The 23,455-nt window shown below is 67.0% G+C and carries 21 protein-coding genes and 1 tRNA gene; 12 read left to right on the top strand and 10 right to left on the bottom strand.

Annotation, left to right across the window (positions count from 1 at the left end):
- The first annotated feature begins 44 nt into the window (after positions 1-44).
- The gene (locus tag AC5Y6Y_RS07730) at positions 45-1,499 is read left to right on the top strand and encodes an aldehyde dehydrogenase family protein (protein ID WP_463827725.1); all 1,455 of its coding nucleotides are present in this window, start codon (positions 45-47) and stop codon (positions 1,497-1,499) included.
- Between the two features lie 30 nt (positions 1,500-1,529).
- Positions 1,530-2,450 (top strand): HpcH/HpaI aldolase/citrate lyase family protein, encoded by a 921-nt coding sequence (locus tag AC5Y6Y_RS07725; protein ID WP_463827726.1) that lies wholly within the window; start codon positions 1,530-1,532, stop codon positions 2,448-2,450.
- 40 nt (positions 2,451-2,490) lie between these two features.
- On the opposite strand, the gene AC5Y6Y_RS07720 is transcribed toward AC5Y6Y_RS07725, so the two are convergent.
- Positions 2,491-3,507 (bottom strand): phosphotransferase, encoded by a 1,017-nt coding sequence (locus tag AC5Y6Y_RS07720; protein WP_473139263.1) that lies wholly within the window; start codon positions 3,505-3,507, stop codon positions 2,491-2,493.
- A gap of 104 nt (positions 3,508-3,611) precedes the next feature.
- Between AC5Y6Y_RS07720 and AC5Y6Y_RS07715 the strand changes: the two genes are divergently transcribed.
- Positions 3,612-4,193, top strand: a complete 582-nt coding sequence (locus AC5Y6Y_RS07715) for a TetR/AcrR family transcriptional regulator (protein ID WP_473139025.1) — start codon at positions 3,612-3,614, stop codon at positions 4,191-4,193.
- Here the strand turns inward: AC5Y6Y_RS07715 and AC5Y6Y_RS07710 are convergent.
- The 3 genes from AC5Y6Y_RS07710 to crcB (AC5Y6Y_RS07700) are packed head-to-tail and all read right to left on the bottom strand — an operon-like array spanning position 4,187 to position 6,041.
- Positions 4,187-5,284, bottom strand: coding sequence for a DUF190 domain-containing protein (locus AC5Y6Y_RS07710; RefSeq protein ID WP_473139024.1), 1,098 nt, complete (start codon positions 5,282-5,284; stop codon positions 4,187-4,189). The two genes, AC5Y6Y_RS07715 and AC5Y6Y_RS07710, sit on opposite strands and share 7 nt — an antisense overlap.
- Positions 5,281-5,649: a fluoride efflux transporter CrcB gene (crcB, locus tag AC5Y6Y_RS07705; RefSeq protein WP_463827729.1), complete on the bottom strand. Its 369-nt coding sequence runs from the start codon at positions 5,647-5,649 to the stop codon at positions 5,281-5,283. The genes AC5Y6Y_RS07710 and crcB (AC5Y6Y_RS07705) overlap by 4 nt, the downstream gene beginning before the upstream one ends.
- The gene (gene crcB, locus AC5Y6Y_RS07700) at positions 5,646-6,041 is read right to left on the bottom strand and encodes a fluoride efflux transporter CrcB (protein WP_463827730.1); all 396 of its coding nucleotides are present in this window, start codon (positions 6,039-6,041) and stop codon (positions 5,646-5,648) included. Before crcB (AC5Y6Y_RS07700) ends, crcB (AC5Y6Y_RS07705) begins: the two co-directional genes overlap by 4 nt.
- Before the next feature lie 79 nt (positions 6,042-6,120).
- Between crcB (AC5Y6Y_RS07700) and pgm the strand changes: the two genes are divergently transcribed.
- The 4 genes from pgm (at position 6,121) to AC5Y6Y_RS07680 (ending at position 10,062) form a co-directional block, all read left to right on the top strand.
- Positions 6,121-7,752 carry a phosphoglucomutase (alpha-D-glucose-1,6-bisphosphate-dependent) gene (gene pgm, locus AC5Y6Y_RS07695; RefSeq protein ID WP_473139023.1) on the top strand — a complete coding sequence of 544 codons (1,632 nt, stop codon included), beginning with the start codon at positions 6,121-6,123 and terminating at the stop codon, positions 7,750-7,752.
- Positions 7,753-7,838: 86 nt separating this feature from the next.
- Positions 7,839-9,008, top strand: coding sequence for an MFS transporter (locus AC5Y6Y_RS07690; protein WP_473139262.1), 1,170 nt, complete (start codon positions 7,839-7,841; stop codon positions 9,006-9,008).
- Positions 9,009-9,063: 55 nt separating this feature from the next.
- Positions 9,064-9,136 (top strand) — tRNA-Ala (locus AC5Y6Y_RS07685).
- A 179-nt stretch (positions 9,137-9,315) separates the two neighbouring features.
- A complete protein-coding gene (locus AC5Y6Y_RS07680; RefSeq protein WP_473139022.1) occupies positions 9,316-10,062 on the top strand; it encodes an adenosylcobinamide amidohydrolase in 747 nt (248 codons plus the stop codon).
- 17 nt (positions 10,063-10,079) lie between these two features.
- On the opposite strand, the gene AC5Y6Y_RS07675 is transcribed toward AC5Y6Y_RS07680, so the two are convergent.
- From AC5Y6Y_RS07675 to AC5Y6Y_RS07665, 3 genes are all read right to left on the bottom strand, one after another.
- Positions 10,080-10,889: a DUF1906 domain-containing protein gene (locus tag AC5Y6Y_RS07675; RefSeq protein ID WP_473139021.1), complete on the bottom strand. Its 810-nt coding sequence runs from the start codon at positions 10,887-10,889 to the stop codon at positions 10,080-10,082.
- Positions 10,890-11,034: 145 nt separating this feature from the next.
- The gene (locus AC5Y6Y_RS07670; RefSeq protein ID WP_473139020.1) at positions 11,035-11,685 is read right to left on the bottom strand and encodes a DUF732 domain-containing protein; all 651 of its coding nucleotides are present in this window, start codon (positions 11,683-11,685) and stop codon (positions 11,035-11,037) included.
- Between the two features lie 706 nt (positions 11,686-12,391).
- On the bottom strand, positions 12,392-13,168 hold the full coding sequence (locus AC5Y6Y_RS07665; RefSeq protein ID WP_473139019.1) for an SDR family NAD(P)-dependent oxidoreductase: 777 nt from the start codon (positions 13,166-13,168) through the stop codon (positions 12,392-12,394).
- 264 nt (positions 13,169-13,432) lie between these two features.
- On the opposite strand from AC5Y6Y_RS07665, the gene AC5Y6Y_RS07660 reads away from it, so the two are divergent.
- The gene (locus AC5Y6Y_RS07660) at positions 13,433-14,341 is read left to right on the top strand and encodes a TerD family protein (protein WP_499929591.1); all 909 of its coding nucleotides are present in this window, start codon (positions 13,433-13,435) and stop codon (positions 14,339-14,341) included.
- 4 nt (positions 14,342-14,345) lie between these two features.
- Here AC5Y6Y_RS07660 and AC5Y6Y_RS07655 read toward each other — a convergent pair whose 3' ends face one another.
- A complete protein-coding gene (locus AC5Y6Y_RS07655) occupies positions 14,346-14,813 on the bottom strand; it encodes a nucleotide exchange factor GrpE (protein WP_473139017.1) in 468 nt (155 codons plus the stop codon).
- A gap of 59 nt (positions 14,814-14,872) precedes the next feature.
- On the opposite strand from AC5Y6Y_RS07655, the gene AC5Y6Y_RS07650 reads away from it, so the two are divergent.
- Positions 14,873-16,564 (top strand): Hsp70 family protein, encoded by a 1,692-nt coding sequence (locus AC5Y6Y_RS07650; RefSeq protein ID WP_473139016.1) that lies wholly within the window; start codon positions 14,873-14,875, stop codon positions 16,562-16,564.
- A gap of 23 nt (positions 16,565-16,587) precedes the next feature.
- Positions 16,588-18,690 carry an Ig-like domain repeat protein gene (locus AC5Y6Y_RS07645; RefSeq protein ID WP_473139015.1) on the top strand — a complete coding sequence of 701 codons (2,103 nt, stop codon included), beginning with the start codon at positions 16,588-16,590 and terminating at the stop codon, positions 18,688-18,690.
- Positions 18,691-18,707: 17 nt separating this feature from the next.
- On the opposite strand, the gene AC5Y6Y_RS07640 is transcribed toward AC5Y6Y_RS07645, so the two are convergent.
- Positions 18,708-19,454, bottom strand: coding sequence for an alpha/beta fold hydrolase (locus AC5Y6Y_RS07640; protein ID WP_473139014.1), 747 nt, complete (start codon positions 19,452-19,454; stop codon positions 18,708-18,710).
- A gap of 95 nt (positions 19,455-19,549) precedes the next feature.
- Here AC5Y6Y_RS07640 and AC5Y6Y_RS07635 point away from each other — a divergent pair, with 95 nt between their 5' ends.
- Both AC5Y6Y_RS07635 and AC5Y6Y_RS07630 read left to right on the top strand, forming a co-directional pair.
- Positions 19,550-20,434: an HpcH/HpaI aldolase/citrate lyase family protein gene (locus AC5Y6Y_RS07635; RefSeq protein ID WP_473139013.1), complete on the top strand. Its 885-nt coding sequence runs from the start codon at positions 19,550-19,552 to the stop codon at positions 20,432-20,434.
- Positions 20,435-20,578: 144 nt separating this feature from the next.
- A complete protein-coding gene (locus AC5Y6Y_RS07630) occupies positions 20,579-20,785 on the top strand; it encodes a long chain fatty acid-CoA synthetase Faa4p (protein ID WP_463827746.1) in 207 nt (68 codons plus the stop codon).
- A gap of 25 nt (positions 20,786-20,810) precedes the next feature.
- Here the strand turns inward: AC5Y6Y_RS07630 and AC5Y6Y_RS07625 are convergent, their stop codons facing one another.
- Complete coding sequence (locus AC5Y6Y_RS07625; RefSeq protein WP_463827802.1) at positions 20,811-23,318, bottom strand: glycogen/starch/alpha-glucan phosphorylase; 2,508 nt, start codon at positions 23,316-23,318, stop codon at positions 20,811-20,813.
- Between the last annotated feature and the right edge of the window lie 137 nt (positions 23,319-23,455).

The following is a 23,455-nucleotide window of genomic DNA, read 5'->3' as shown; positions in this document are numbered from 1 at the left end:
GTGCTAAGCAAGTGCTCAGCATTCGAGACGAAAGAGGATCGACGATGACCCTGCATGCGGTACTGGACGAAATCCGTGAACGCCCCGGCACCGGAGATGTCATCCCGGTCATCAATCCGGCGACCGAAGAACAGATCACTGAATTCACCGACTGCGGCGAGGAAGCCGTCAACAACGCCGTCGAGCGGGCCCGGGCAGCTTTCGACTCCGGGGTCTGGTCCCAGTTGCCGGGACGCGCACGGGCAAAAGTCATGTGGCGCATCGCCGATCTGATCGACGAGCATGCCGAGGAATTCGCGCAACTCGACTCGCTCAACACCGGCATGCCACTGATGCAGGCGCAGCTGCAGATGTCCACCTGTTCAGAATTCTTCCGCTACTACGCCGGTTGGTGTTCCAAGATCAACGGCGTCGCCTACGACGTCAAAACCGATGGCATCGCGACGGACGCCTTCGTCAACATGCACGCCTACACGCTCAAGGAGCCCTACGGCGTGGTCGGGCTGATCTTCCCGTGGAACGGTCCGATCTTCAACGCGTGTGCGAAGCTGGCGCCCGCGCTGGCCGCCGGCTGCAGCATGCTGGTCAAGCCCGCCGAGGAGACCCCGCTCTCGGCGCTGCTACTTGATCGGCTGATCCACGAGGCCGGCGTGCCCGACGGTGTGGTCAACCTACTGACCGGATATGGGCACACCGCGGGTGCGGCGATCACCGCGCACCCCGGCGTCGAGAAGGTGGCGTTCACCGGTTCGACCGAAGTGGGCAAGGAGATCGTCCGCGCGTCGGCGGGCAACCTCAAGAAGGTGACCCTCGAACTCGGCGGAAAGTCGCCCGTGCTGATTTTCGACGACGCCGACATGAGCAAGACCATTCTGATGGCGTCGCTGGGCATCTTCGTGCACTCCGGGCAGGGTTGCGTGTGCGGGTCACGGATCTTCGCGCAACGCGGCGTGTACGACCAGGTCGTGGAAGGCATCTCGATGATGGCCAACACGTTCAAGCTCGGCGCCCCCAGTGAGGAGGGCTGCGTCAGCGGCCCGCTGATCAGCCAGAAGCAGCTGACCCGGGTGATGGGCTTCATCGACGAAGGCAAGAACGACGGGGTCGACGTGGTGGCCGGGGGTTACCGTCTGGACCGCAAAGGCTACTTCGTGCATCCCACGGTGCTGACCAACGTCGACCCCGGGATGCGGCTGTACCAGCAGGAGATCTTCGGACCGGTGGTCAGCATCCTGCCGTTCGACGACGAAGACGAGGCCGTGGCCATGGCCAACGACACCACCTACGGCCTGGCCGCCACCGCCTGGACGGAGAACCTGGGGCGCGCACACCGGATCGTCAAGCGGCTGCAGGCGGGCAGCGTGCAGGTGAACTGCCAGCTGGTGTTCGATCACGATGTGCCCTTCGGTGGTCACAAGCAGTCCGGCTGGGGTCACGAGTTCGGCCGCGAGGGCATCGACATGTACATGAAGACGAAGTCGGTGTGGGCCCAGCTCTGACCGGATTGCGGTGTCGCTACGGTTGGGGACGTGTACGAACAGGGCAACACCGACACCACGACGGACCCCACCGACATCGGCTCACGCATCGATCCGGTGCTGGCACGCAGTTGGTTGCTGGTCAACGGCACACACGCTGATCGGTTCGAAGCCGCGGCGCGCTCCCGTGCCGACATCGTGGTCTTCGACATCGAGGACGCGGTCGCGCCCAAGGACAAGGTCAGCGCCCGCGACAACGTGGTGCGGTGGTTGTCCGCCGACAACAATGACTGGGTTCGGATCAACGGCTTCGGGACCCCTTGGTGGGCAGATGATTTGGCCCAGTTGGCCGGTACCCCGGTGGGCGGGGTGATGCTGGCGATGGTCGAATCGGTGGACCACGTCACCGAGACCGCGAAACGGCTGCCCAACGTGCCGATCGTGGCGCTGGTAGAAACAGCCCGAGGGCTGGAGCGCATCACCGAGATCGCCGCGGCCAAGGGCACTTTCCGGCTCGCCTTCGGCATCGGCGACTTTCGTCGCGACACCGGGTTCGGCGAAGACGCGTCCACGCTGGCTTATGCGCGGTCCCGGTTCACCATTGCGGCCAAGGCGGCCGGCCTGCCCAGCGCCATCGACGGCCCGACCATCGGGTCCAACCCGCTCAAGCTGATCGAGGCCAGCGCCGTGTCGGTCGAGTTCGGCATGACCGGCAAGATCTGTCTCTCGCCGGATCAGTGTGCTGTGGTGAACGAGGGATTGTCGCCATCTCAGGACGAAATCGGTTGGGCGAAAGAGTTTTTCGCTGAGTTCGAACGCGACGGGGGAGAGATCCGCAACGGGTCGGATCTGCCCCGCATCGCGCGGGCGACCAAGATTCTCGACCTGGCCCGGTCGTATGGCATCGAGGCGTCGACGTTCGAGGACGAGCAGGGGCATTCACCGGCACCGTCGGACACCTACCACTACTGACCGTTGCCGAGTTGGGCCTCGGCGCGCCGTGACGGCTTGATCACCCACTGATCTCACGCAGTGCGGCGGCGGTGTCCAGATCCGCATAGGCCGCTGAATACCGTTGTGCCAGTGCGATAGCGATGTCCGGTCGTTGCCACAGGTCACCGGCGGAGGCGGTGCACAACCAGATGGCCAGCCCGTGGGCCACTGAAGCGCGGTAGCGCAGCCAGACCTCGCCGCTGCTGGGCAACTCGGCGGCGGGCAGTCCGAGTGCGCCGCGATAGATCTCCAGCAATTCACGTTCGCTGTTGCGGCGATCCGCGACGGTCAGGGCACCCTGCAGGAAATAGCCCAGGTCCAGCGACCAGTTGCCGTGGCGGGCGACCTGCCAATCCAGGAAGCCCACCTCCCCGTCGGCCAGCAGATAAGTGTTGCCGATGTGCGGGTCGCCGTGCAGCAAGGTCTGCGGCGTGGTGGTGAGGGTGCGGATGTACGGCTTCCAGATGGATTCGATCAGCTGGTCGGCGTTGAGCGACAGCACCTCGGCGGGCGCGTCGTCGCCCAGGCGCGCCTGAGCTTCGTGCAGCGGCGCGTATTGCATTCCGTCCCAGGGCAAAAAGGGCTCGAGCCAGTCCAGTGCGGGGTACGCGGCCAGCCGGTGGCCCCAATATCTGCCGTGCATCCGGGCCAACCCTTGTACGCCGGAGGCGACCTGCTCGACCGACATGGGCCGGGTCGCGTCCCGCGGATCGGCGCCGCGCGCACTCAGATCCTCCATGATCATCACGAAGTCGTAGTCGTCCTTGTCGATCAAGGCGGTATAGACCTCGGGGTGCTCGAGTGGTAATTCGACGCCGCAGATGAAAAGCCGCGGCTCGTGGAACATGCCGCTGGTCATGCGGATCATCTCTTTGTGCGCGGGGTCGGCGGCTTTGGCGAACACCGTGGCCGGGCCGGCGCCGGCGGCGTAGGTCAGCGCCAGACGCGCGCGCCGGTTGGTCCCGTCGTCGCGGTCCGCAACGGTGACCGACTCCACGACGACGCCGGGGAACCGGCTGACCAGCGCCGCCGACATCCACCCTGAAGTGATGTCGTCCCACGTCTTGGGCACCGAGAGCGATGCGGTCACAGCGGATCCTTCCGTTGCCTTGGCGAAGATACGACACGTATCGTTTCCTTATGACGGTAACGCAACCAGGCCGCCCACGCGACAGGCAACTCGACCGCGCGATCCTGACCGCCGCACGTGACCTGCTGGCGGCGGGCAGCTACGCCGAACTGTCCATGGAAAGCGTTGCCGCCCATGCCGGGGTGGGGAAGAAGACCGTCTACCGGCGCTGGCCTTCCAAAGCGCCGCTGGTGGCCGAAGCGGTCCTGGAGGCGTATGGCGGGTCAGGCTCGTTTCCGGTCGCCGACACCGGTGACATCCGAGCCGATCTGCGTTCCTGGCTCAACGACCACGCGAACTTTCTGGCCGAGGCGCCCAACGGTGCGCTAATCCGAGCTCTGGTCGCGGCCGCGGCCGCGAACTCGTCCGACGGGGTCGCGCTGTATCAGCAGTTGAGCGCGCCGCAACACGAAGGACTGATGACGCGGCTTCGTCAAGGCATGCGCGACAAGCAAATTCGTGACGACGCGGATCTGGATGCCGTCGCCGACGCACTGATCGGCACGTTGCTACTGCACGCACTGAACCACGGAGCCAGTCCGACCCGGTTGGACGCACTGCTGGATGCGCTGCTGAACGGCATCGGTCAGTAGTCGTACTCCGCCAATGGTGTTCCGGTCCAGTTCTGCGTTCCGTCCAGAGCCATTGCCGCGGGAACCATCTCGCTGGTGACCAATCCGTGCCGGGTGGTCACCGTGTCGACGACGTCGAAGCTGCGCGCGATCGCCTCGGGTGTGTCCACGATGACAGTGGTCACTGGCACGCTGCGGACAAGCTGAAAAAGCTTGTCTCCGTGAGGCTTATGGTTTCCCTGAAAGCCCCAGGTGCCACGCAGGACCGTGGCGCCACGCGCGGACTTGGACTGCAACAATCGGTGCACGATGGCGCGGTGGAGCGGTTGGCCGTCGTGCAGAGTTGCCTCGCCGGTGTGGACCATGAGTTTCTGCCACAGGGTGCGCCCCTGGTTGTCGGTCGGCGGCAACTCCTGGGGGCGGGCGAACATCTCGCCGTCGCGTTTGCACAGCCGGACCCGTTCCACGGTCAGCAGCGGGTTGGGTAACAGTTGCGCCAGTTCGGCCATCGCCGCGGACACCTGGGCCGGCAACCCCACCGCGATGATCATCTGCGGCACGTTGACGTTGCGCCCGAAGAACCGGGCTCGCTCGCGCTCACCGTGCACGGTGCCGTCGACGCCGAGAAACACTGTGGCACCGGCGAATCCTTGCCGATGCAGTAGTTCGCAAACGGCGAGGTGCGCCGGTCGGCCGGCCACCCGCACCTGGCGGCCGACGTATACAGTCAGCTTCGCGGCATCCCCGGTTCGGCTGTCGAAGTCGGTGGCTGCGTCGGGTCCGCTGTCCTTGGTGACCAGGCGGGCACGTTCCAGCGTCACCAGCCCGCGGCCGGTGATCGCAGCGACCTCGTCGACCAGGGGACCGATCTTGGACGAAACGTCAACGGCGGCGATCGTTACCGGCGGGTCTTCGGACAAGCTGAGCGAACGATCGCTGCGCAGTTCACCTTTCGAGCCGAAGCCGGAGATGCCGCGCATCATCACGCTGGTGGCGACGCCGCGAGAGCCGAACACATCCAACATGGCGTCGGCCAGGAACCGGCGCGGTGCGCCGACAGCGCGCTGCCGTTCGCCGAAATACGCGGTGAGTTTCAGGCTCTGCTCGCTCATATCAGGCCCGCGATCTGCTGGCCGAGCACGACTGCGGCCAGTCCGAGGAGCACGCTGACGGCGATGTTGGCGAACGACGCGAGCAACTGCCGTTCCTCGCTGAGCCGCTGAGTCTCGAGCATCCAGGTGGAAAACGTGGTGTAGGCGCCGACGAAGGCGGTTCCGGCCAGCAGCGCGGCGTCCTTGGACAGCGCCAGACCGCCCAGGAAGCCGAGCAACGCCGCGCCGGTCAGGTTCACCGTCAAAGTGCCGTAGGGGAACGGGCCGGGCGTTCGGCGCGCGACCGAACGGTCCACCAGGAAGCGGGCGACCGATCCGACACCGCCGATGAGCATGACGGCGAGCCAGAGCAGGACCGTAGTCATCGGAGCCGGACCCGGCGCACCAGGGCGGTAGCCAGGTAGACCGCCAGCAGTCCCAGCGTGATGCTGACGACGGTGTACGCGCCGGCCAGCGCCCAGTGTCCGTGCTCGATCATCCGGACCGTCTCGACCTGCATCGTGGAGAACGTGGTCAGTCCGCCGCACAGACCGGTGCCGAGCAGCGGGCGGCGATAACTGGACAGCGGCAACCGTTCCAGCAGTCGGGTGGTGAAGTAACCGACCAGGAAAGCGCCGACGATGTTGACCGCGAACGTCGGCCATGGCCAGCGCGCCGGGTCGGGGACGGCAAGGGTGGCGAGGGCGGCGCGGGCCAGCGAGCCCAGCGCGCCGCCGGCGAAAATCGCTGCCAACTCCCGATAGTCGTGGCGTGCCACCGGTTGTTTCCCTCTCGTGTGCCAACTGTGCGCCTAGCAGCTTAGGGCGGTGCCGTGGCCTATGGGCAGAATTGTGACCATGGCCCACCCGCGAGCCGGTCGACCGGCGCAACCCGATGACCTCGTCGATCTGCCGCATCTGGTGACGGCGTATTACTCGGTGCAGCCCGATCCCGACGATGTGGCGCAACAGGTGGTGTTCGGTACCTCGGGCCATCGGGGCTCGGCATTGAACAGTGCGTTCAACGAGGCGCACATCCTGGCGACTACCCAGGCCATCGTGGAGTATCGGGCCGGGCAGGGCACGACCGGTCCGTTGTTCATCGGCCGTGACACACATGGCCTTTCGGAGCCCGCCTGGGTCACGGCGCTGGAGGTGCTGGCCGGCAACGACGTCCTGGCTGCCGTAGACAGCCGCGACCGCTACACCCCGACTCCGGCGATTAGTCACGCCATCTTGACCTACAACCGCGGACGCAAGGACGGGTTGGCTGACGGGATCGTGGTGACGCCGTCGCACAACCCGCCCTCGGACGGTGGCTTCAAGTACAACCCGCCCAATGGCGGCCCGGCCGACAGCGACGCGACTGGCGTGATTGCCAAGCGCGCCAACGAGATTCTGCGTGACGGGCTGTCGGCGGTGCGGCGGGTGCCGTTGGCGCGTGCATTGGGTTCGGCACAGCGACACGACTATCTGGCTGCCTACGTCGAAGATCTGCCGAACGTGGTGGACATCGAGGCGGTGCGCGCAGCGGGGGTGCGCATCGGCGCCGACCCGCTCGGCGGGGCCAGCGTGGACTACTGGGGCGAGATCGCATCGCGCTTCGATTTGGACCTGACCGTGGTCAACCCGCTGGTCGACGCAACCTGGCGGTTCATGACGCTGGATCACGACGGGAAGATCCGGATGGACTGCAGCTCACCGGATGCGATGGCCGGGCTGATCGCCAATCGGGACCACTATCAGATCGCCACCGGTAACGATGCCGACTCCGACCGGCACGGCATCGTCACCCCGGACGGGGGGCTGCTGAATCCGAACCATTACCTGGCGGTCGCGATCGACTACCTGTTCACGCACCGGCCCGGGTGGCCCGGCGAGGTGGGGGTCGGCAAGACCGCGGTGAGTTCGTCGATCATCGACCGGGTGGTGGCGGGCATCGGGCGTTCGCTGGTGGAGGTGCCGGTGGGATTCAAGTGGTTCGTCGACGGGCTGATCGGCGGCACCATCGGCTTCGGTGGAGAGGAGTCGGCGGGGGCGTCGTTCCTGCGGCGCGACGGATCGGTGTGGACCACCGACAAGGACGGCATCATTCTGGCGTTGCTGGCCTCGGAGATCTTGGCGGTAACCGGTCGGACCCCGTCGCAGCGGTACCGAGAGCTGGTGGGTTCGTATGGCGAGCCGTTTTATGCGCGAGTTGATGCGCCGGCCGACCGGGAGCAGAAGGCCCGGCTGTCGCGATTGTCTTCCGAGGAGGTGTCGGCGACCGAACTGGCGGGGGAGCCGATCGAAGCCAAGCTGACCGCCGCGCCGGGCAACGGTGCACCGCTGGGTGGGCTGAAGGTGGTCACCGCGAACGCCTGGTTTGCTGCGCGGCCCTCGGGCACCGAGGACGTCTACAAAATCTATGCCGAGTCGTTCCTGGGGCCCAGGCATTTGGCGGAGGTGCAGGAAACGGCTCGCGAGGTGGTCAATAAAGTCATTGGGTGACCAATACCCTGCGACTTGCGCGCCCGAGGGGTCGCGGGACTACCCCGCTGCCGCGCGAAGTCTGGCTTCTCAGCGGGGCGAACGTGGTGGTCGCGCTGGGCTACGGGGTCATCTCGCCGGTGATGCCTTCCTTTGCGCGCACATTCGGCGTCAGCATCGATGCGGTGACCTTTCTGGTCACCGTTTTCGCGTTGAGCCGCATGTTGTTTGCCCCGATGAGCGGTGCGCTGGTCCAGCGGTTGGGGGAGCGGCGCATCTATATCACCGGTGTGCTGATCGTGGCGGTGACCACCGCGGCATGCCCGTTTTCTCAAACTTATTGGCAGTTAACGGTTTTGCGTGCCCTCAGTGGTGTCGGCTCGACGATGTTCTTCGTCTCGGCGCTCGGCTTGCTGATTCACATCAGTCCTCCCGATGCGCGCGGGCGCGTCGCCGGGTTGTTCACCACATCCTTCATGGTGGGTGCGGTCGGCGGCCCGGCGGTGGGCGGTCTGGCCGCCGGTGGGGGACTAGCCGCGCCGTTCCTCGCCTACGGAGCCGCACTCCTGGTTGTCGTCGTGGTGTTGTTCTACAGCTTGCGGAACTCGGAGTTGACGGCTCCCGGGCTCCCGACGCGATCAACCGTGACGATGCGCCAAGCGCTGCGCGTCCGCGCGTACTGGACGTCGCTACTCGCCAACTTCGCGACAGGTTGGTCGGCGTTCGGGCTTCGGGTCGCGCTCGTCCCGTTGTTCGTCACCGACGTGATGGGCCGCAGCGTCGGGGTCATCGGTCTGGCGCTGGCGACATTTGCCGTCGGCAATGCGTTACCCGTCGTGCCCGTCGGCGACCTCTCTGATCGGATAGGGCGTCGTACGTTGCTGATCGTCGGGCTGGCGGCGACCGGCGTGGCGACCGCCTGGCTGGGCTTTGCGACGTCGTTGCTGTGGTTTCTGGTCGCGGCGTTCGTAGGCGGAGTGACGACGGGCATCTACATGTCACCGATGCAGGCCGCGGTCGCGGACATCCTCGGAAGTGAGGCACGTGCCGGCGCGCCGGTGGCGATGGTGCAGATGGTGTCGGATCTGGGTGCCATCGTCGGCGCCACCACCGTGGGATGGGTCGCCGGGCACGTGAGCTACGCATGGAGCTTCGCGATCAGCGGAATCGTGCTGCTGATCGCCGCTGTCGGGTGGTTGCTGGGGCCGGAGACGCGGCCGGCCGCGGATACCTCGACCGGGCTGGCGCAGGCGGTGTCGGGTGGTGGGTCAGCCTGACCAGCAACTTTGAACCACGGTTGCCGGTGGTGTAGCTTCGACTGGCACGACATTTGGGGCTATGGCGCAGCTGGTAGCGCACCACACTGGCAGTGTGGGGGTCAGGGGTTCGAGTCCCCTTAGCTCCACTCAGATACAAGCAGGTCACAGACCTACCGATGGGCCAGACAAGATCCGCGTCAAGACTCTCGTCAAAATGAAGCCGACCGGCGCGACTAGATCCCTAATCGATTCGTACTCATGCGCGTAGCACGAGGTTCGCTGGCACCCTGGTTTCGACACCTGGATATTAGGCCAGGATGAAGCTATGCATCCCAGGTTGACCGCACGCGTGGAACAGGCGCGTTCGCTGCCGGTACTTCTGTGGCAATTCGCCGAGCCTCGGCTGTGCGTGTCGTCGGGTCCGCTCGGCGGCGGCATCGCCGCCCGGAACTGGGTGCTCAACGCGACGGTCCCGTTCGATTACGACCGGACCGACCCGGATCGTCACCTGGCGGAGATCGGTGCCGCGCTCCAGCTCGCCGGCACCGGTTGCGGGCTGCTCACCGCCGTTGACGTCTCCCGGTACCGGCTGGCCGAAGACACCGGCGTGGTTGCGACCGCGACAGTCGGGCTCTCGCACCCGACCTGGGCAGCAGCACCTGACCGGCACCTTCGCCGCGAATTGCCTTGCGGCGTAAGAACAGGCGAAGGTGGCGTGTTCGAGACCGTCGATTACCGACCGTTGCTAGCCGGCGACGAGTACCGGGTGGGCACCATCAACGTTGTGGTCGAGGTGCCGCAGCGGCTGTCCGAGGCAGCTCTGGTCAACGCGGTAACTACTGCGACGGAGGCGAAAGTGCAGGCGTTGTACGAGGCTGAAGTACAGGCCAGCGGAACCGCCTCGGACGCGATCGTCGTGCACTGCCCGACGGACGGAACTGCGAAGGCATACGGTGGGCCCCGCTCTGTGGTCGGCGCCCGGATCGCGCGAGCGGTGCACGCGGCAGTGCTCGCCGGCACCCGCTGCTGGATTTCAGATCCTGCCGGACGCAACTCCACCCCGTGGGGATGAACGACGTTGCCCCGCGCTCACGGATGCAGACTCCACTGCCCGCAATCCTGGGCGAGGACGTCGTTGACGTCGACTTCCTGCCCCCCGACGGTCGGGCCGGGATTCGACGCCGTGCTGACCACTCGTTGGTAGAGGACCGCGGCAGGATCGACTCGACTGCCCGACCACGCCTTGGTCTGCCAGGCCCACCGGTGGCCCGGCGTGCGCGAGTTGCCGATGACCCCGTCGGCAGCGGCCCACTGGCACACGTCAATGCCGCCGTAGACGCCGGTGCGCTGCACGCCCAGCACCGAATTGATACCGCGAAACCACTTCAGCGCCACGGTGTTCCAGGTGTCGCGGTTGATGTCCTCGTCGATAGTGAAGAAGATGGGCGCACTCTGGCCGCCGCCGGCCTCGGTGTGCAGCTTCCAGGCGGTGCGAGCGTCGGCGACACCACCGTCGAACCCACGCTTGAAATCCGACGGCGCTGTCCCGCCGGGCTTGCCGTACTGGTAATTGCTGACGATCATCAGCCCCGCAGCTTTCAGCTGTTCGGCGTAGGGCCGGGTGATCGGCTTGGCGTCGAAGGACGAACCGGGGCGCGACAGCGAGACGTAATTGATGACGCCCGAATAGCCCGCTGCTCGAATGTGCTCCGCCGGAATCTGGTGCATGGCGAAGTCGATTAATTTGGGGGCGGCCGCCGCGGCCTCAGGGACGCCGCCATACGCCGAGACCGTGCAGATCCCCGGCAACACAGACATGGCAACGGCATAGCGCATCACTTCACGTCGGGAAAATGAACGTGATTGTCGGAGGCATGAATTCACCGACGTGTCCTGCATCGCGCGACGTTAACAATCTGACTGCTGCGAAAAGAAGTAGCGTTTGCCAGCTGATACCGAATCGACGCCGTGTCGTGTGCGTCGCTAATCCACGCCGGCAAAATAGCAGCTCACAGGCGCGGCTGCGGGTGAGCGAGCAGTTTTGTTACGGCGCGAGCGCGATGATGCCGGGTTCGACGGGCGGTAGCGGGGCCGCTCCGCCGGTACCGCCACCAGTGCCGCCGCCTCCGCCGCCGCCCCCTGGCGGAGGACCGACGACGGGGGGCGCCACCTTGCGTGCTGGAGGGGGAGCCGCCGCCTGTGGCGGCGTCAGGATCTGGATGTCGGGTCCACCTGGTACCGGCGGTGACGGGTTGTCCGGGTTGGTCTCTTTGATCCGCGAAGCAAGTACCACCCGGTGCGTCGCGTTGTTCCAGCCGGCAGGGACAGAACCTATCCTGCCGAGATTGTTGGGACAGTAGGCCTCTACTGCCGCAGCAAGGAACCGGCCTTCGGTACGCACGAGTCGGCCTCGCTCGGCACCCGGAGTGACGTTGTTCGCGTTGTCTACCAGGGCGTCCACCAGGGCATTTGCCGACACCCCAGCGTCAAGATTGCCGCAGATCTCGTGCGCCGTGGCGATCAGACTCGGCACGCCCGACAGGGCGGAAACACCTTTTTGATTCAGCAGGGCCAGGAACTGGTCGTCTTGGCTCGAGTCGGCAGATGCTGCACCGCCACCCAGAATTGCCGCTCCGCTCAGCGCCAGCATCGAAGTCAACACGGTTCCGGCAGAGACGGCGAGGCGGGTGAACATGACGAGGCTCCGTTTCTGCTACGCCCCCGGCAGATTGTGGGGTGGGACCTGTGGTTGCCCGTCGGCCGCTGCGGTGCGCCAGGAGTTCACGGGCAGTTTACCCGACGTTAACCGTTAAAATCACCATGCGTGAAAATTTGGCGAGTCGCCGGGTAGATGTCCCCGGCGATGGCCGGGCTCGACTCGCGTCGGCACTCTCTCACGGCCGGGCAGCGGTGGGGTTGCAGAAACAGCTGTGGGCTTCCGTGCGAAACGTCGCTTGCGCGTCGGATCGGAATTGAGCCGAAACTGCTTCGCGCGCACCATGTCTTGCCGTCATTGGAGCGCGCCGAAAGTCACCGGAAGCGTGGAACGGGTGCCCGTTCACTTCCAACTTCCCGTACGCGAACGGCTACTGACGTTGACCCGCAGGTGCGCCCGGACCGGCCGGAACACACGCAGCTCTTGGTCGCGAACGCGGATGGATGTTCGGGCTACGGCCGCGCCGCATGTTGACGGTTCGGCTTCTCGCAGCTATGGCTCTCCCGGGGAACGGAATCGCCGGGTCAGATATGAATCCAGCCCAGTCGATCGCCCCGTGGCGACGTTCGCGCTCGGTGCTTCGCCGAATGTCGTTCTGACGCAGAAGAATTCGTCGCTCTGACTGCCGTCGTCGACCGTGTACCGGTGCCCGCAGGCCAAGACTGTGCGGGCACCGGCCAAACGGCTACTTCGGTGGCATCCGGATGCCGCCGTCCACCCGCACGACTTCGGCGTTCATGTACGAATTGGTGAGCAACTCGACGACCATCGAGGCCAACTCGTCGGGTTTGCCGAGACGGTGCGGAAACAGCACCGACTCGCCGAGTTTGGCTTTGAATGCCTCCGAGGCTTCACCCTCGCCGTAGATCGGGGTGTCGATCAGGCCGGGGGCGACGGTATTGACGCGGACGCCGACCGCCGACAAGTCGCGCGCGACCGGCAGGGTCAGACCCACCACGCCGCCCTTGGACGAGCTGTAAGCGGCCTGACCGATCTGACCGTCGAACGCCGCGACACTGGTCATGTTGACGATGGCACCGCGTTCCCCGGTCTCGGTCGGTTCGTTCTTGCTCATTTGGGTCGCGGCGATCCGGATGCAGTCGAAGGTGCCGACCAGGTTGATGGCGATCACCTTCCGGTACGCATCCAGGTTGTGCGCCGAGGAGAATTCGCCGTCCTTGCCGATGGTGCGCTGGGCCCATCCGATACCCGCCGAGTTGACCAGGGCGCGCAGCGGACCGAGGTCCGCGGCGGTCTTGACCGCGTCGATGATCTGGTCAGTGTTTGTGACGTCGACGGTGACGAAGACACCACCGATTTCGTGGGCGAGAGCCTCGCCCTTGTCCGCCTGCAGGTCGGCAACCACGACCCGGGCACCCTTGGCGGCCAACTGACGCGCAGTCGCCGCTCCGATTCCTGACGCGCCACCGGTGACGATCGCGCTCGCTCCATTGATTTCCACGTCGTCACGGTATCGGGGACCGGGTGGCCGCCGAGCGGACCCCGGCCAAAATTCGTGCGGTGATCTCTGGGGCCATTCAAAGTGCCTGGTGTTCAATGCGATTGGCTACAGCGGGGCCAGCCCGACACCCGTCGTCGGTGATGCCGGGCGCTGGGACGGAACCGACCGGCGAATACCTGGCGGCTACGAAGTAGCCTCGGTTGAGGGGGACGGCCACCGGCACCCCCACGGCGTCCTGTGAGGTCGAAGAGGAGGGTCATCGGCATGCCCATCAATTACAACAAGCCGCCCAAGCAACTGGCGCAGTCGCAACCGCCGCCAGCTCAGCCGCCCCCGCCACCTCCCGCGCCGCCCTATCAGCCACCACCCCCGCCTCCGGCGTACCCGCCACCACCGCCGCCTCCGCCATATCAGCAGCAACCGCCCTATCAGCCGCCCCCGCCGCCCTACCAGCAGCAGCCGTACCCGCCGGCGCCGCCGTATCCGCCGCAGCCCTACCAGCAGCAGCCGTACCAGCAGCAGCCGCCGGCGCCGCCGCAGGGCCCGCCGGTCAGTCTGTCGAAGGTGACGCTCACCAAACAGGCGCCGACAGTCTCGTTGAGCAAGGGGAGTGGCGGTTCGGGCGTCATCCGGGCAAACCTGAACTGGACCCAACGGCAAACCGGCGGCGGATTCTTCAAGCGGCTCGCCGCATCCGGCGGAGACATCGACCTCGACCTGGGCTGCCTGTTCGAGTTCGTCGATGGCGACAAGGGCGTCGTGCAGGCGCTCGGCAACCAGTTTCAGGTCAGCCCACTGTCCGGTGGATCAAAGATCATCTGGCTCTCCGGCGACGATCGGTCGGGGGCGAGTCAGGGCGGGGAAGACCTGTTCATCGACCTCTCGCGGGCGAACCACATCCGCCGGGTCCTCATCTTCGCCTACATCTACGAAGGCACCCCGAACTGGGCCGCCGCCAATGCGGTGGTGACCGTCTTCCCGCAGACCGGCCCGCAGATCGAGGTCCGGCTCGACGAGCACGATCCAGGCTCCCGGATGTGCGCCATCGCGATGCTGACGAACACCAACGGCGAGATCACGATCAACCGCGAAGTGCGCTACATCCGCGGCGGCCAGTCGTTGCTGGACCGCACCTACGGTTGGGGCATGGACTGGACACCGGGCCGGAAGTAACGACCTAGGCCCGGTGCCGGTACACCGCGACCCGGGCGGCCCGGACGGTGCGCCCGGTCGTCGTCACCCGCAGCCCCGGCGTGAGGAGCGCGGCGACCAGCCGGTCCTCAGCTGCCGAAGGGGCGGGCCGGACCTCCGCCGCGTCCATGGTCGCGGGGTCGAAATCGGTCCCCGGCGCCGGCACCACGATTTCGCCGCCGCGGCCCGCGATGAGGCGCTCCAACGCCGCCGCCAGAGCCTCGAATCCGGCTCGCTCCCGGTTGCTGCGCGACGTCGCGGCGCAGGCGGTGGCATCGGAGTGCACCGCGTACAAGTCCACCAACAACGAGATGTCCGCCCCCGCAACGTCTTTGGCCTGGCGAGCGCGCGCATCCTCGGCGAGGCGGTCGATGCCGGCGGATTGCCGTCGCAGCGCGCGCGCCAGATCGTCGAGGCGCTCGACGATCGCGGTCTGTAGGTCATCCTCGGCCACGGGCATCGATAGTACGGAAGGCGTTCAGTCGCCCGACGGTCGTCGCTACGCTCACCAGAGTGACCATCCATGGGATTGACCTCGGGACAACGAACTCGGCGATCGCCAGGACGGGTCGCGACGGATCCCCGGAAGTCCTCAGCGGTTTCACCGGCGATCTGACGACACCCTCCGTGGTCCTGTTCACCAATCGCGACGAATACCTGGTCGGCGAGGGTGCGCGACGGCAGGCGCGGCTCGACCCGGAACGGGTGTGCACGCTGGTCAAGCGCCGCATGGGCGATGCCGAGTGGCGGTTCGTCGCGAACGGCAACGCGTGGTCGGCCCCGGCCGTGTCGGCCTTGATCCTGCGCAGCCTCACCGCCGACGCCGAATACGCCACCGGCGAGCCCGTGCGTAAGGCTGTCATCACCGTGCCCGCCTACTTCGGCGACGAGGAACGCCGCGCGACCGTGCTCGCCGGCACCCACGCCGGACTCGACGTGGCCGGCGTGCTCTCCGAGCCCATTGCCGCGGCGCTGTCCTACGGCTTCGGGCGCTTGGACGGCCAGCACAGCATGGCCAAGGAGGGTCACCGGGAAACGGTCCTGGTGTACGACCTGGGCGGGGGCACCTTCGACGCGACGGTCATTGAGCTCGCCGACCGCCGGATCACCGTCCTGGCGGTGGAGGGCGATCACCAGCTCGGCGGCGCCGACTGGGACGAGCGGCTGGCCCTCCATCTGTCCCGGCGGTTCTGCGCGGCCAACCCGCAGGCCGAAGATCCGCTGGACGACTCCGCCGGCGCCCAGGAATTGGTGATCGCGGCCGAGCGGGCCAAGCATGAACTCTCCGACCGTGACGTCGCCCAGGTGATCGTCACCCACGACGGTGCCCGCGCGGTCATCGACATCACCCGCACCGAGCTGGAGGAGATGACCTCGACGCTGCTGCGCCGGACCTTAGACCTGACCCGCGACTGTCTGGCCGCCGCCCGTCGCCGCGGCGCAGACAGCGTTGACCGCATCCTGTTGGTCGGTGGTTCCTCGCGCATGCCTGCCGTCGCGACCGCACTGCACACCGACTTCGGGATGCGCCCCGAGCTCAACGATCCGGAACTCTCCGTCGTCCGCGGAGCCTCGCTCTACGGCGAGAAGCTCGAAATGGAACGCATGGTCGCCAACGATCTGATCACCCGTGGCCGGCTGGCGCCGGGCGCACTACCGGAGGACGCACGCCCCAGCGATCTCAACGACGCCTGCAGCAGGGTCGCCGACGCGTATGACCTGCCGCTGGCCCAGGTGCGCCGCGCGGTGCTGATCCGGGTCGACACCGTGGTCTCCCGCGGATTCGGCATCCTCTCGCTCGGGGAGCACACGCTGTCGTTGCAGGCGACCTGGCTGGTACGCCGCAACGACCCACTGCCCATCTGCGTGCACCGCAGCTTCGGCACGGTCCGCGACGATCAGGACGCCATCAGGCTCGTCGTCGTCGAGCAGCAGGGCCAGGTGGCGTCGTCCCGACCGGAGGACGCGAAAGTGTTGATCGCAGGCATGATCGAGGGCATCCCACCGGGATTCGGCGAAGGCAGCGAGGTCCGCATCACCTTTGCGATGGGCTTCGACGGAGTTCTGCAGGTGACGGCCCGGCACGTCGAGGCCAACATGCCGCTGGTGCTGACCGCAGAAACCGGGGCGACCATGTCGGCCGCGGAGGTGGAGCGCGAACGGCAACAGGTCCAGCGTTCCCGACGGCGCGACGCCGGCCGGTGATCGCTATGACGGCGGGGTCCTGAATGTCGGCCGGGCTGCACCCGTTCGAACCGAACGCGTACCGCAAGCGGGTACTCGCCGCAGTCGAGGCCCGGGGTGGCCCGCAGACATCCGATCCCTTCGAGTTGTACGACATTCCGCTCGAGGACATCGAAAGCCTCAGTGACAAAGTAGTTTCCGAACGCATCGCAGAAGTCTGGGCGTTCTGGCAGCGGCAGCGGGACCACCCCAAGTACCGGGTGCTGGTTGCCGCCCTGCTGGCCGCGCACGACGCCAACAGCGCCGCGCTGCTCGATTCGCGCGCCCGCGCCGAACTGGTCGCACGGGCCCACCGGCAACGTGCCGGACATGACGCCGCCCGCTACGAACTGTTCGACGCTGCGCTGGCCGCGCTCGCGGCCAGACACGGTGGCATACCGCACGAGAAGCTGGCCCAGCTCGAGCAGGTCGGTCGCGACTCCGGCCTGACCGAGGCGGAGGTCGCGGCCCGGTTGCAGATGCACCGGGTGATCGGCGCGCCCGCGATGCCGGCCGGCGAGCTCGTGCCGGAGCATCGCCGTCGCCAGATCCGCGCACTGTTAGAAGAACTCGGCCGGATCTGGGAGTCCCCGCCGCCGGCGACGCTGTTTTCGTTGCTGGGCTGCGATCCGGACGCGGACGAGGCCGAGGTCGCGGCGCGGGCCGCTGCGTGGCGTGCCCGGGCCCGTGAGCTGCCGTCCGACCGGCTGCGCACCGTCATCGACGAGCTGCTCGTACACGTCGGCGACCTGCTGGAGGCCGGCCCCGCGCTACGCGAGGCATACCTGGACGGCCTGGCGACCGACTTGACGGACAAGCTGCGGCCCCGGGTCCGGGCGGCCGTGCTGGTGGAGGATCGGCTGACCGTCGACGACCACGCCCATCTGGTGGCCGAAGCCGTCGATCTGGGGCTGGATGCCGCCCGGGCGTCACGCGTATTGGTCGCTCTCGCAGCTGAATTCGGTGCGCCCGTCGACACCGCGGTACCTGCGTCGCAGCCGCCCCCACGCCACGAGCCGGTACCGCCGCCGCCCGCCAAGCCGGACTGGTCGGCACCGTTGCGGGCGGCGCGCAAGGCGCTTCGGGAAGGCCGGCCGGTGGCGGCGCAGCGGCTCGCCGAGGATGCCCGCCGGCACGCGCTGCCGGAACGACAACCGTCGATCGCCGCGGTGGCCGACGAGATCGAATCGGTGCTCGCCGATGCGCGGCAGCGTTGGCGGGCGGCCTCGGCGGCGCTGCAGGCGCGCAGGTACGCCGACGCGGCCGACCAGTTGGAGCACCTGACCCGCGTCGCCGCCGACCTGGCCGACCCGAACGGCGCGGTCGACGCCCAGCCGGCGTTAGCCGCCGCACGCGCCGCGGTCGCCGAAGCGGACCGGATCGTCCAGGCCGCAGCCGCCGGCCCGCAGACCTCCCGCGCGGCGCAGTTGATGGCTGCGCTTGATGCCTGTCCCGGGCACCCGCGCGCGTTAGCGGCCCTGGCCGCGTTGCCGTTGGCCGGACCGGCCCGGGTCGCGGCGACCCGGGCGGCCGGCGGCGACGTGACGATCAGCTGGGACCGGTCGCCCGATGCCGGTGTCACCTACAAAGTCACCCGGCTCGATCCCGACGGCGCGTGGCGCACGGTGGGCCGGACGGGCGCCGTCTCGATAACCGACGGCGGGGCTCCCGCGGGGCCGGGGACCCCGGTCTACGCCGTCGTCGCGCTGCACACCGGGCGGGCCTCGGCGGCGGTCCGCTCCGATGCCGGAACCAATCCGCCGCCCGCCGGTCGGGACCGGACTGGACGTTCCCTGGTGCCGCCGCGTTCGCCCGTCCCGCCGCCGATGCCTACGGCAGGCCCGTTGCCCGCACCGCGGCAGGTACACGCACAGCGTGGCGCTGACGGCAGCGTGCGGGTTTCGTGGGTGCCCGCGGACAGCGCGGCCGACGTGGAATACCAGGTCGCCCGCCGTGCCGACGACGGCACCTGGCGAGTCCTCGGCCGCACCCGGGGCACGTCGATGGACGACGGCGGGGCGCCCGACGGACCGCTACCGCAATACGGCGTGATGGCGCGCGCCGGTGGTGTCGCCTCAGCGCGGGCGGTGTCGCCCGGCACGGCGTGACTGCGGCGCCGCACCGCTCACTGCAGCGAGTCCCAGAACTTCTCGAGGACGGCGGCCCCGCGCGCCGGATCCTGCAGCATCCACCAATGACCAAGGCCGTCAAGAACTTCCGTGCGGGCACCGGCCCGGTCGGCGGCACGCCGGCGGATGTCGGGGGAGCCGACGTAGGTGTCTTCGGTCGCCAGTATCGACAGTCCCGGGCGCGCCGCCGCGTGCTCCAGCGCCCGCCCCGCCTCGGCCGTCGCCGGCTGCGCCGCCGAACGGTAGAGCAACAGGATGGCCCGACCCATCTCCGGCCCCTGCGCCTGGGCCAGCGCGGTCGCGATGTCAGGGGTGATGCCGAGACCGGCCAGCAGGGCGGCACGTTCCTCGACGGTTCCGCTCATCATGGTGTCGACCAGTTCCTCGCCCTGCCCGGGTGTCTGCCACACCTGGGCCATGTCGTGCCAGACGTAGTCGGCGTCGAACACGCCGAGGATGTCGCTGGCCCAGCTGCGTACCAGCTCGGGTCGGTGCATCACCAGGTTCACGACGTGGCCGCCACCCCAGTCGTGACCGACCAGATCGATCGGCCCGTCGATGTTCTCCAGCTCACCCGCCAGCCAGTCGCGGTAAGCCAGGTACGTCGCCGGGAAATCGCCGGGCAGCGGTGCACCGAATCCTGGCGGGGACAGCAACACCACATCGTTGCGCCCGAGGACGTCGACCAGCGGCCCCCAGATCGCCGTTGTCTCCGGATTGCCATGGACCAAGACGACCGGCATGCTCTGCTCCTCGTGTGCGCGGGATCTGCTCTGACAGCCTGCTTTAGGCTACTGGTGCCCCCGGAACTGTTGTCGGACAGAAAGCGAACACACTCATGGCGCCCACGCTGCGCCCCCGCCGATCGGCCCTCTACCTCCCGGGCAACAACGCCCGTGCCCTGGAGAAGGGCAAATCGCTCGCGGCTGATGTGTTGATCTTCGACCTCGAGGACGCGGTCGGTCCCGATGCGAAGGCCGACTCACGCAGCAGGGTGTGTGCAGCTGTCGCAAGCGGGGAGTATGCGCCCCGCGAGATCGTGGTGCGTATCAACGGCCTGGATACCGACTGGCACGACGACGATCTGGCCGCCGTGGCCGGTTCGGCCGCCGACGGCGTGCTGGTGCCGAAAGTCGAGACAGGCCAACAGGTTCAAGCGCTGACGGCGCGGTTGGAGGAGCTGGGTGCCGCGGAGTCGCTGCAGTTGTGGGTGATGGTCGAGACGCCGCGGGCGTTCCTGCGGATGGACGAGGTCGCCTCGGCCAGCGACCGGCTGGCCGCGCTGGTGGTCGGCACCAACGACCTGGTGAACGAGCTGCACGGACTGCACGTGCCCGGACGCGCCCCCGTCGTGCCCGCGTTGGCGCTGGCCGTGCTCGGGGCACGCGCCGCCGGCAAGGTCGTGCTGGACGGAGTGTTCAACGCCATCAAGGACGATGCCGGATTCCGCGCCGAAGCGCGCCAGGGCCGCGAGATGGGATTCGACGGCAAGACCCTGATCCATCCCTCGCAGGTGGATCCGGCCAACGCCGTATTCGGACCGTCGCAGGACGAGCTCGCCGACGCCACGAAGATCGTGCAGGCCTACGAACAGGCGCAGGCCGCCGGCGAGAGCGTCATCACCGTCGACGGCCGCATGATCGAAAGCCTGCACGTGCGGAACGCCGAGCGGATCCTGGCGCTGGCCGACCGCATCGCCGAACTGCAGTCGCAGACCCGATAGGCCGGCTCGATGCGGTTCAATTAGGTATTGCCGCCAATCGGCATTATTCTTGCGCGCGGCCCATCGTCGTCCCAGGAACACACCATGCCTCTTCAGCCCACTCTGCGGCGCGCACATTCGGTGCGCAGGGTTCGTAGTCCTCGCGTGAAATGCGTAACCGTTGGCCAGTGCTTCGACATCGATATCGCCCGCGATGCGGACGGTTGGTCGATCCGGATACCCGAGGTAGACGGGGTCGCCCGTGCCGCGGATCGGGCGGCGGTGGAATTGGCGGCCCGCCGCTGCATCGCGAGCCGGACCGGTATCCCGATCGGTTATGTGTCCGTCTTCGTCACACGCGAGATCGGTTAGCCGACACCCGAATTGCGGGCCGGTGTCAGATCTTCACCGTCAGCGGCCAGACCTTCCAGATGTCATCGCAGTATTCGGCGATCGCGCGATCTGACGAAAACTTGCCGCTGCGTGCGGTGTTCAGGATCGACATCTTGGTCCACGCGTCCCGGTCCACCCACGCTTCGCTGACCCGTTGCTGGCATTCCACATAGGACGCGAAGTCCGCACACACCAGAAACGGGTCGTGGTAGCGCAGATTGTCCACCAACGGCCGGAACACCTCCGGGTCGCCGTGTGAAAACAGCCCGCTGTCAATCAAATTCAGGACCGCCGCGAGCTCCTCGTTGCTGTCGATGTAGTCCGCCGGCCGATACCCGGCGGCCTGGAGGGCCTCGACCTCCTGCACGGTCATCCCGAACAGGAAGAAGTTCTCCGCGCCCGCCTCCTCGCGGATCTCGACGTTGGCGCCGTCGAGGGTGCCGACGGTCAGGGCGCCGTTGATCATGAACTTCATGTTTCCGGTGCCCGATGCCTCCTTGCCCGCAGTCGAGATCTGTTCGGACACATTGGCCGCCGGGTAGATCAGGTGCGCGTTCTGCACGTTGAAGTTCGGGATGAACGCCACCTTCAGGAACTTGTTGACTTCCGGGTCGGCGTTGATGGTCTCGGCCACTGCGTTGATCAACTTGATGATCCGCTTGGCGATGAAATAACCGGGTGCCGCCTTGCCGCCGAAGATGAAGGCCCGCGGCGGAATCGAGAGACCGGGGTTCTGCTTGAGCCGGTAGTACAGCGCGATGATGTGCAGGACGTTGAGATGCTGGCGCTTGTATTCATGGATGCGCTTGACCTGAATGTCGAATATCCATTCCGGGTTCAGTTCGACACCGGTCGCCGAGCGGATGAACGAGGCCAAGCGAGCTTTGTTGGTGCGCTTGATGTCCCGCCACTGCTCGCGGAACGCGCTCTTGTCGACGAACTCCTCCAACCCGCGCAGCTGGTCGAGATCCTTGAGCCAGCCCTCGCCGATGGTGCGGTCCAACAGCTCCCGCAACCCGGGGTTGGCCAGCGCCAGGAAGCGTCGGGGCGTCACCCCGTTGGTCTTGTTGCTGAACCTTTCCGGCCACATTTCGTAGAAGTCTTTGAGCACACTGTCTTTTAGCAGTTCCGAGTGCAGCGCGGCGACACCGTTGATGGCGTGGCTGCCGACGGTGGCCAGATGCGCCATCCGGACGAACTTGGCGCCATCCTCACCGATCAGCGACATCCGCCGTACCCGCTCGGCGTCGCCGAGGAACTTGATACGCACCTCGTCGAGGAACCGGCTGTTGATCTCGTAGATGATCTCGAGGTGCCGCGGCAGTGATTGGCCGAACATCTCCAGCGGCCAGGTCTCCAGCGCCTCGGGCAGCAGCGTGTGGTTGGTGTAGGCGAAGGTCGCCACGGTGATGTCCCACGCCTCGTCCCAGTCCAGCTGACGTTCGTCGATCAGCAGGCGCATCAATTCGGCGACACCGATGGACGGATGAGTGTCGTTGAGCTGTAAGGCAAACCGCTGGGGGAGCTCCCGGACTCCCGCATCGGCCAGGTCGTCCATGATGTGCAGCACGTGCTGCAGCGAACAGGAGACGAAGAAGTGCTGTTGCAGCAGGCGCAGCCGCTTGCCGGCCTCCGGCTCGTCGTTGGGGTAGAGCACCTTGGTGACCGTCTCGGAGGTGACCTCGTCCTCGACGGCCTTGTAGTAGTCGCCGGTGTTGAACGCTTCCAACGCAAAGGACTTGACCGCACGCGCGCTCCACAGGGTCAGTACGTTGCAGGTGTTGACGCCGTAGCCCTGGATGGGGGTGTCGTAGGCGGTGCCCTTGAGCATCAGGCCCGGCACCCACCGGGCGCGGTCGCGGTCGTTGTCGTCGGTGTAGTGCTCGACGTGACCGCCCCACTTGACCAGATAGTTGACGTCGGGTTTGGCTATCTCCCAAGGGTTTCCGCTGTCCAGCCAATTGTCGGTCTGCTCGACCTGCCAGCCGTCGTGGATCTCCTGGTCGAAGATGCCGAACTCGTAGCGGATGCCGTATCCGATGGCGGGGCGTTCCAGGGTGGCCAGCGAGTCCAGGTAGCACGCGGCGAGCCGGCCCAGGCCGCCGTTGCCCAGGCCCGGTTCCTCCTCGCACGCCAGAACCTCGTCGAGGCGCTGGCCCATCGCGGCCAGCGCGGTCTTGGCCGCCCGCTCCAGACCGAGGTTCAACAGATTGTTGCCCAGTTGCGGGCCCATCAGGAACTCGGCGGACAGATAGCAGGTCACCTTGCGACCGAGATCCAGGGAGACCTGCGTGGAGGCCACCCGGCGGTCCTGCATGCGGTCACGCACAGCCAGGGCGAGCGCGCGGTAATAGTGCTCGGGCCGCAGGGCGGCGGCCGGACGTCCGATCGAATACCGCAGATGGTCGGTGATCGCCCGTTGCAGGGCGGCCGCACCCATTCCGGTGCGCGAGTGCTCGTTCAGCTCCGAGCGCGCGCCGGCGTCGTTGGTGGTGCGGTCGAGGTCGGTCATGGTGAGTCCTACTCTCTCGAGATTCTTCGACAGTCGCACCGACTTGCCCGGCGGCAGCAGAAAGTGGGTCTGGCAGCGATGCTCGCACACCCGGCATGCTTTTGCCTTCCCGATCGCCGTCAAAAACGTGAACGGCA

It is taken from the genome of Mycobacterium sp. NGS24 (assembly GCF_059813065.1).
This window is presented reverse-complemented; position numbering and strand designations above follow the sequence as displayed.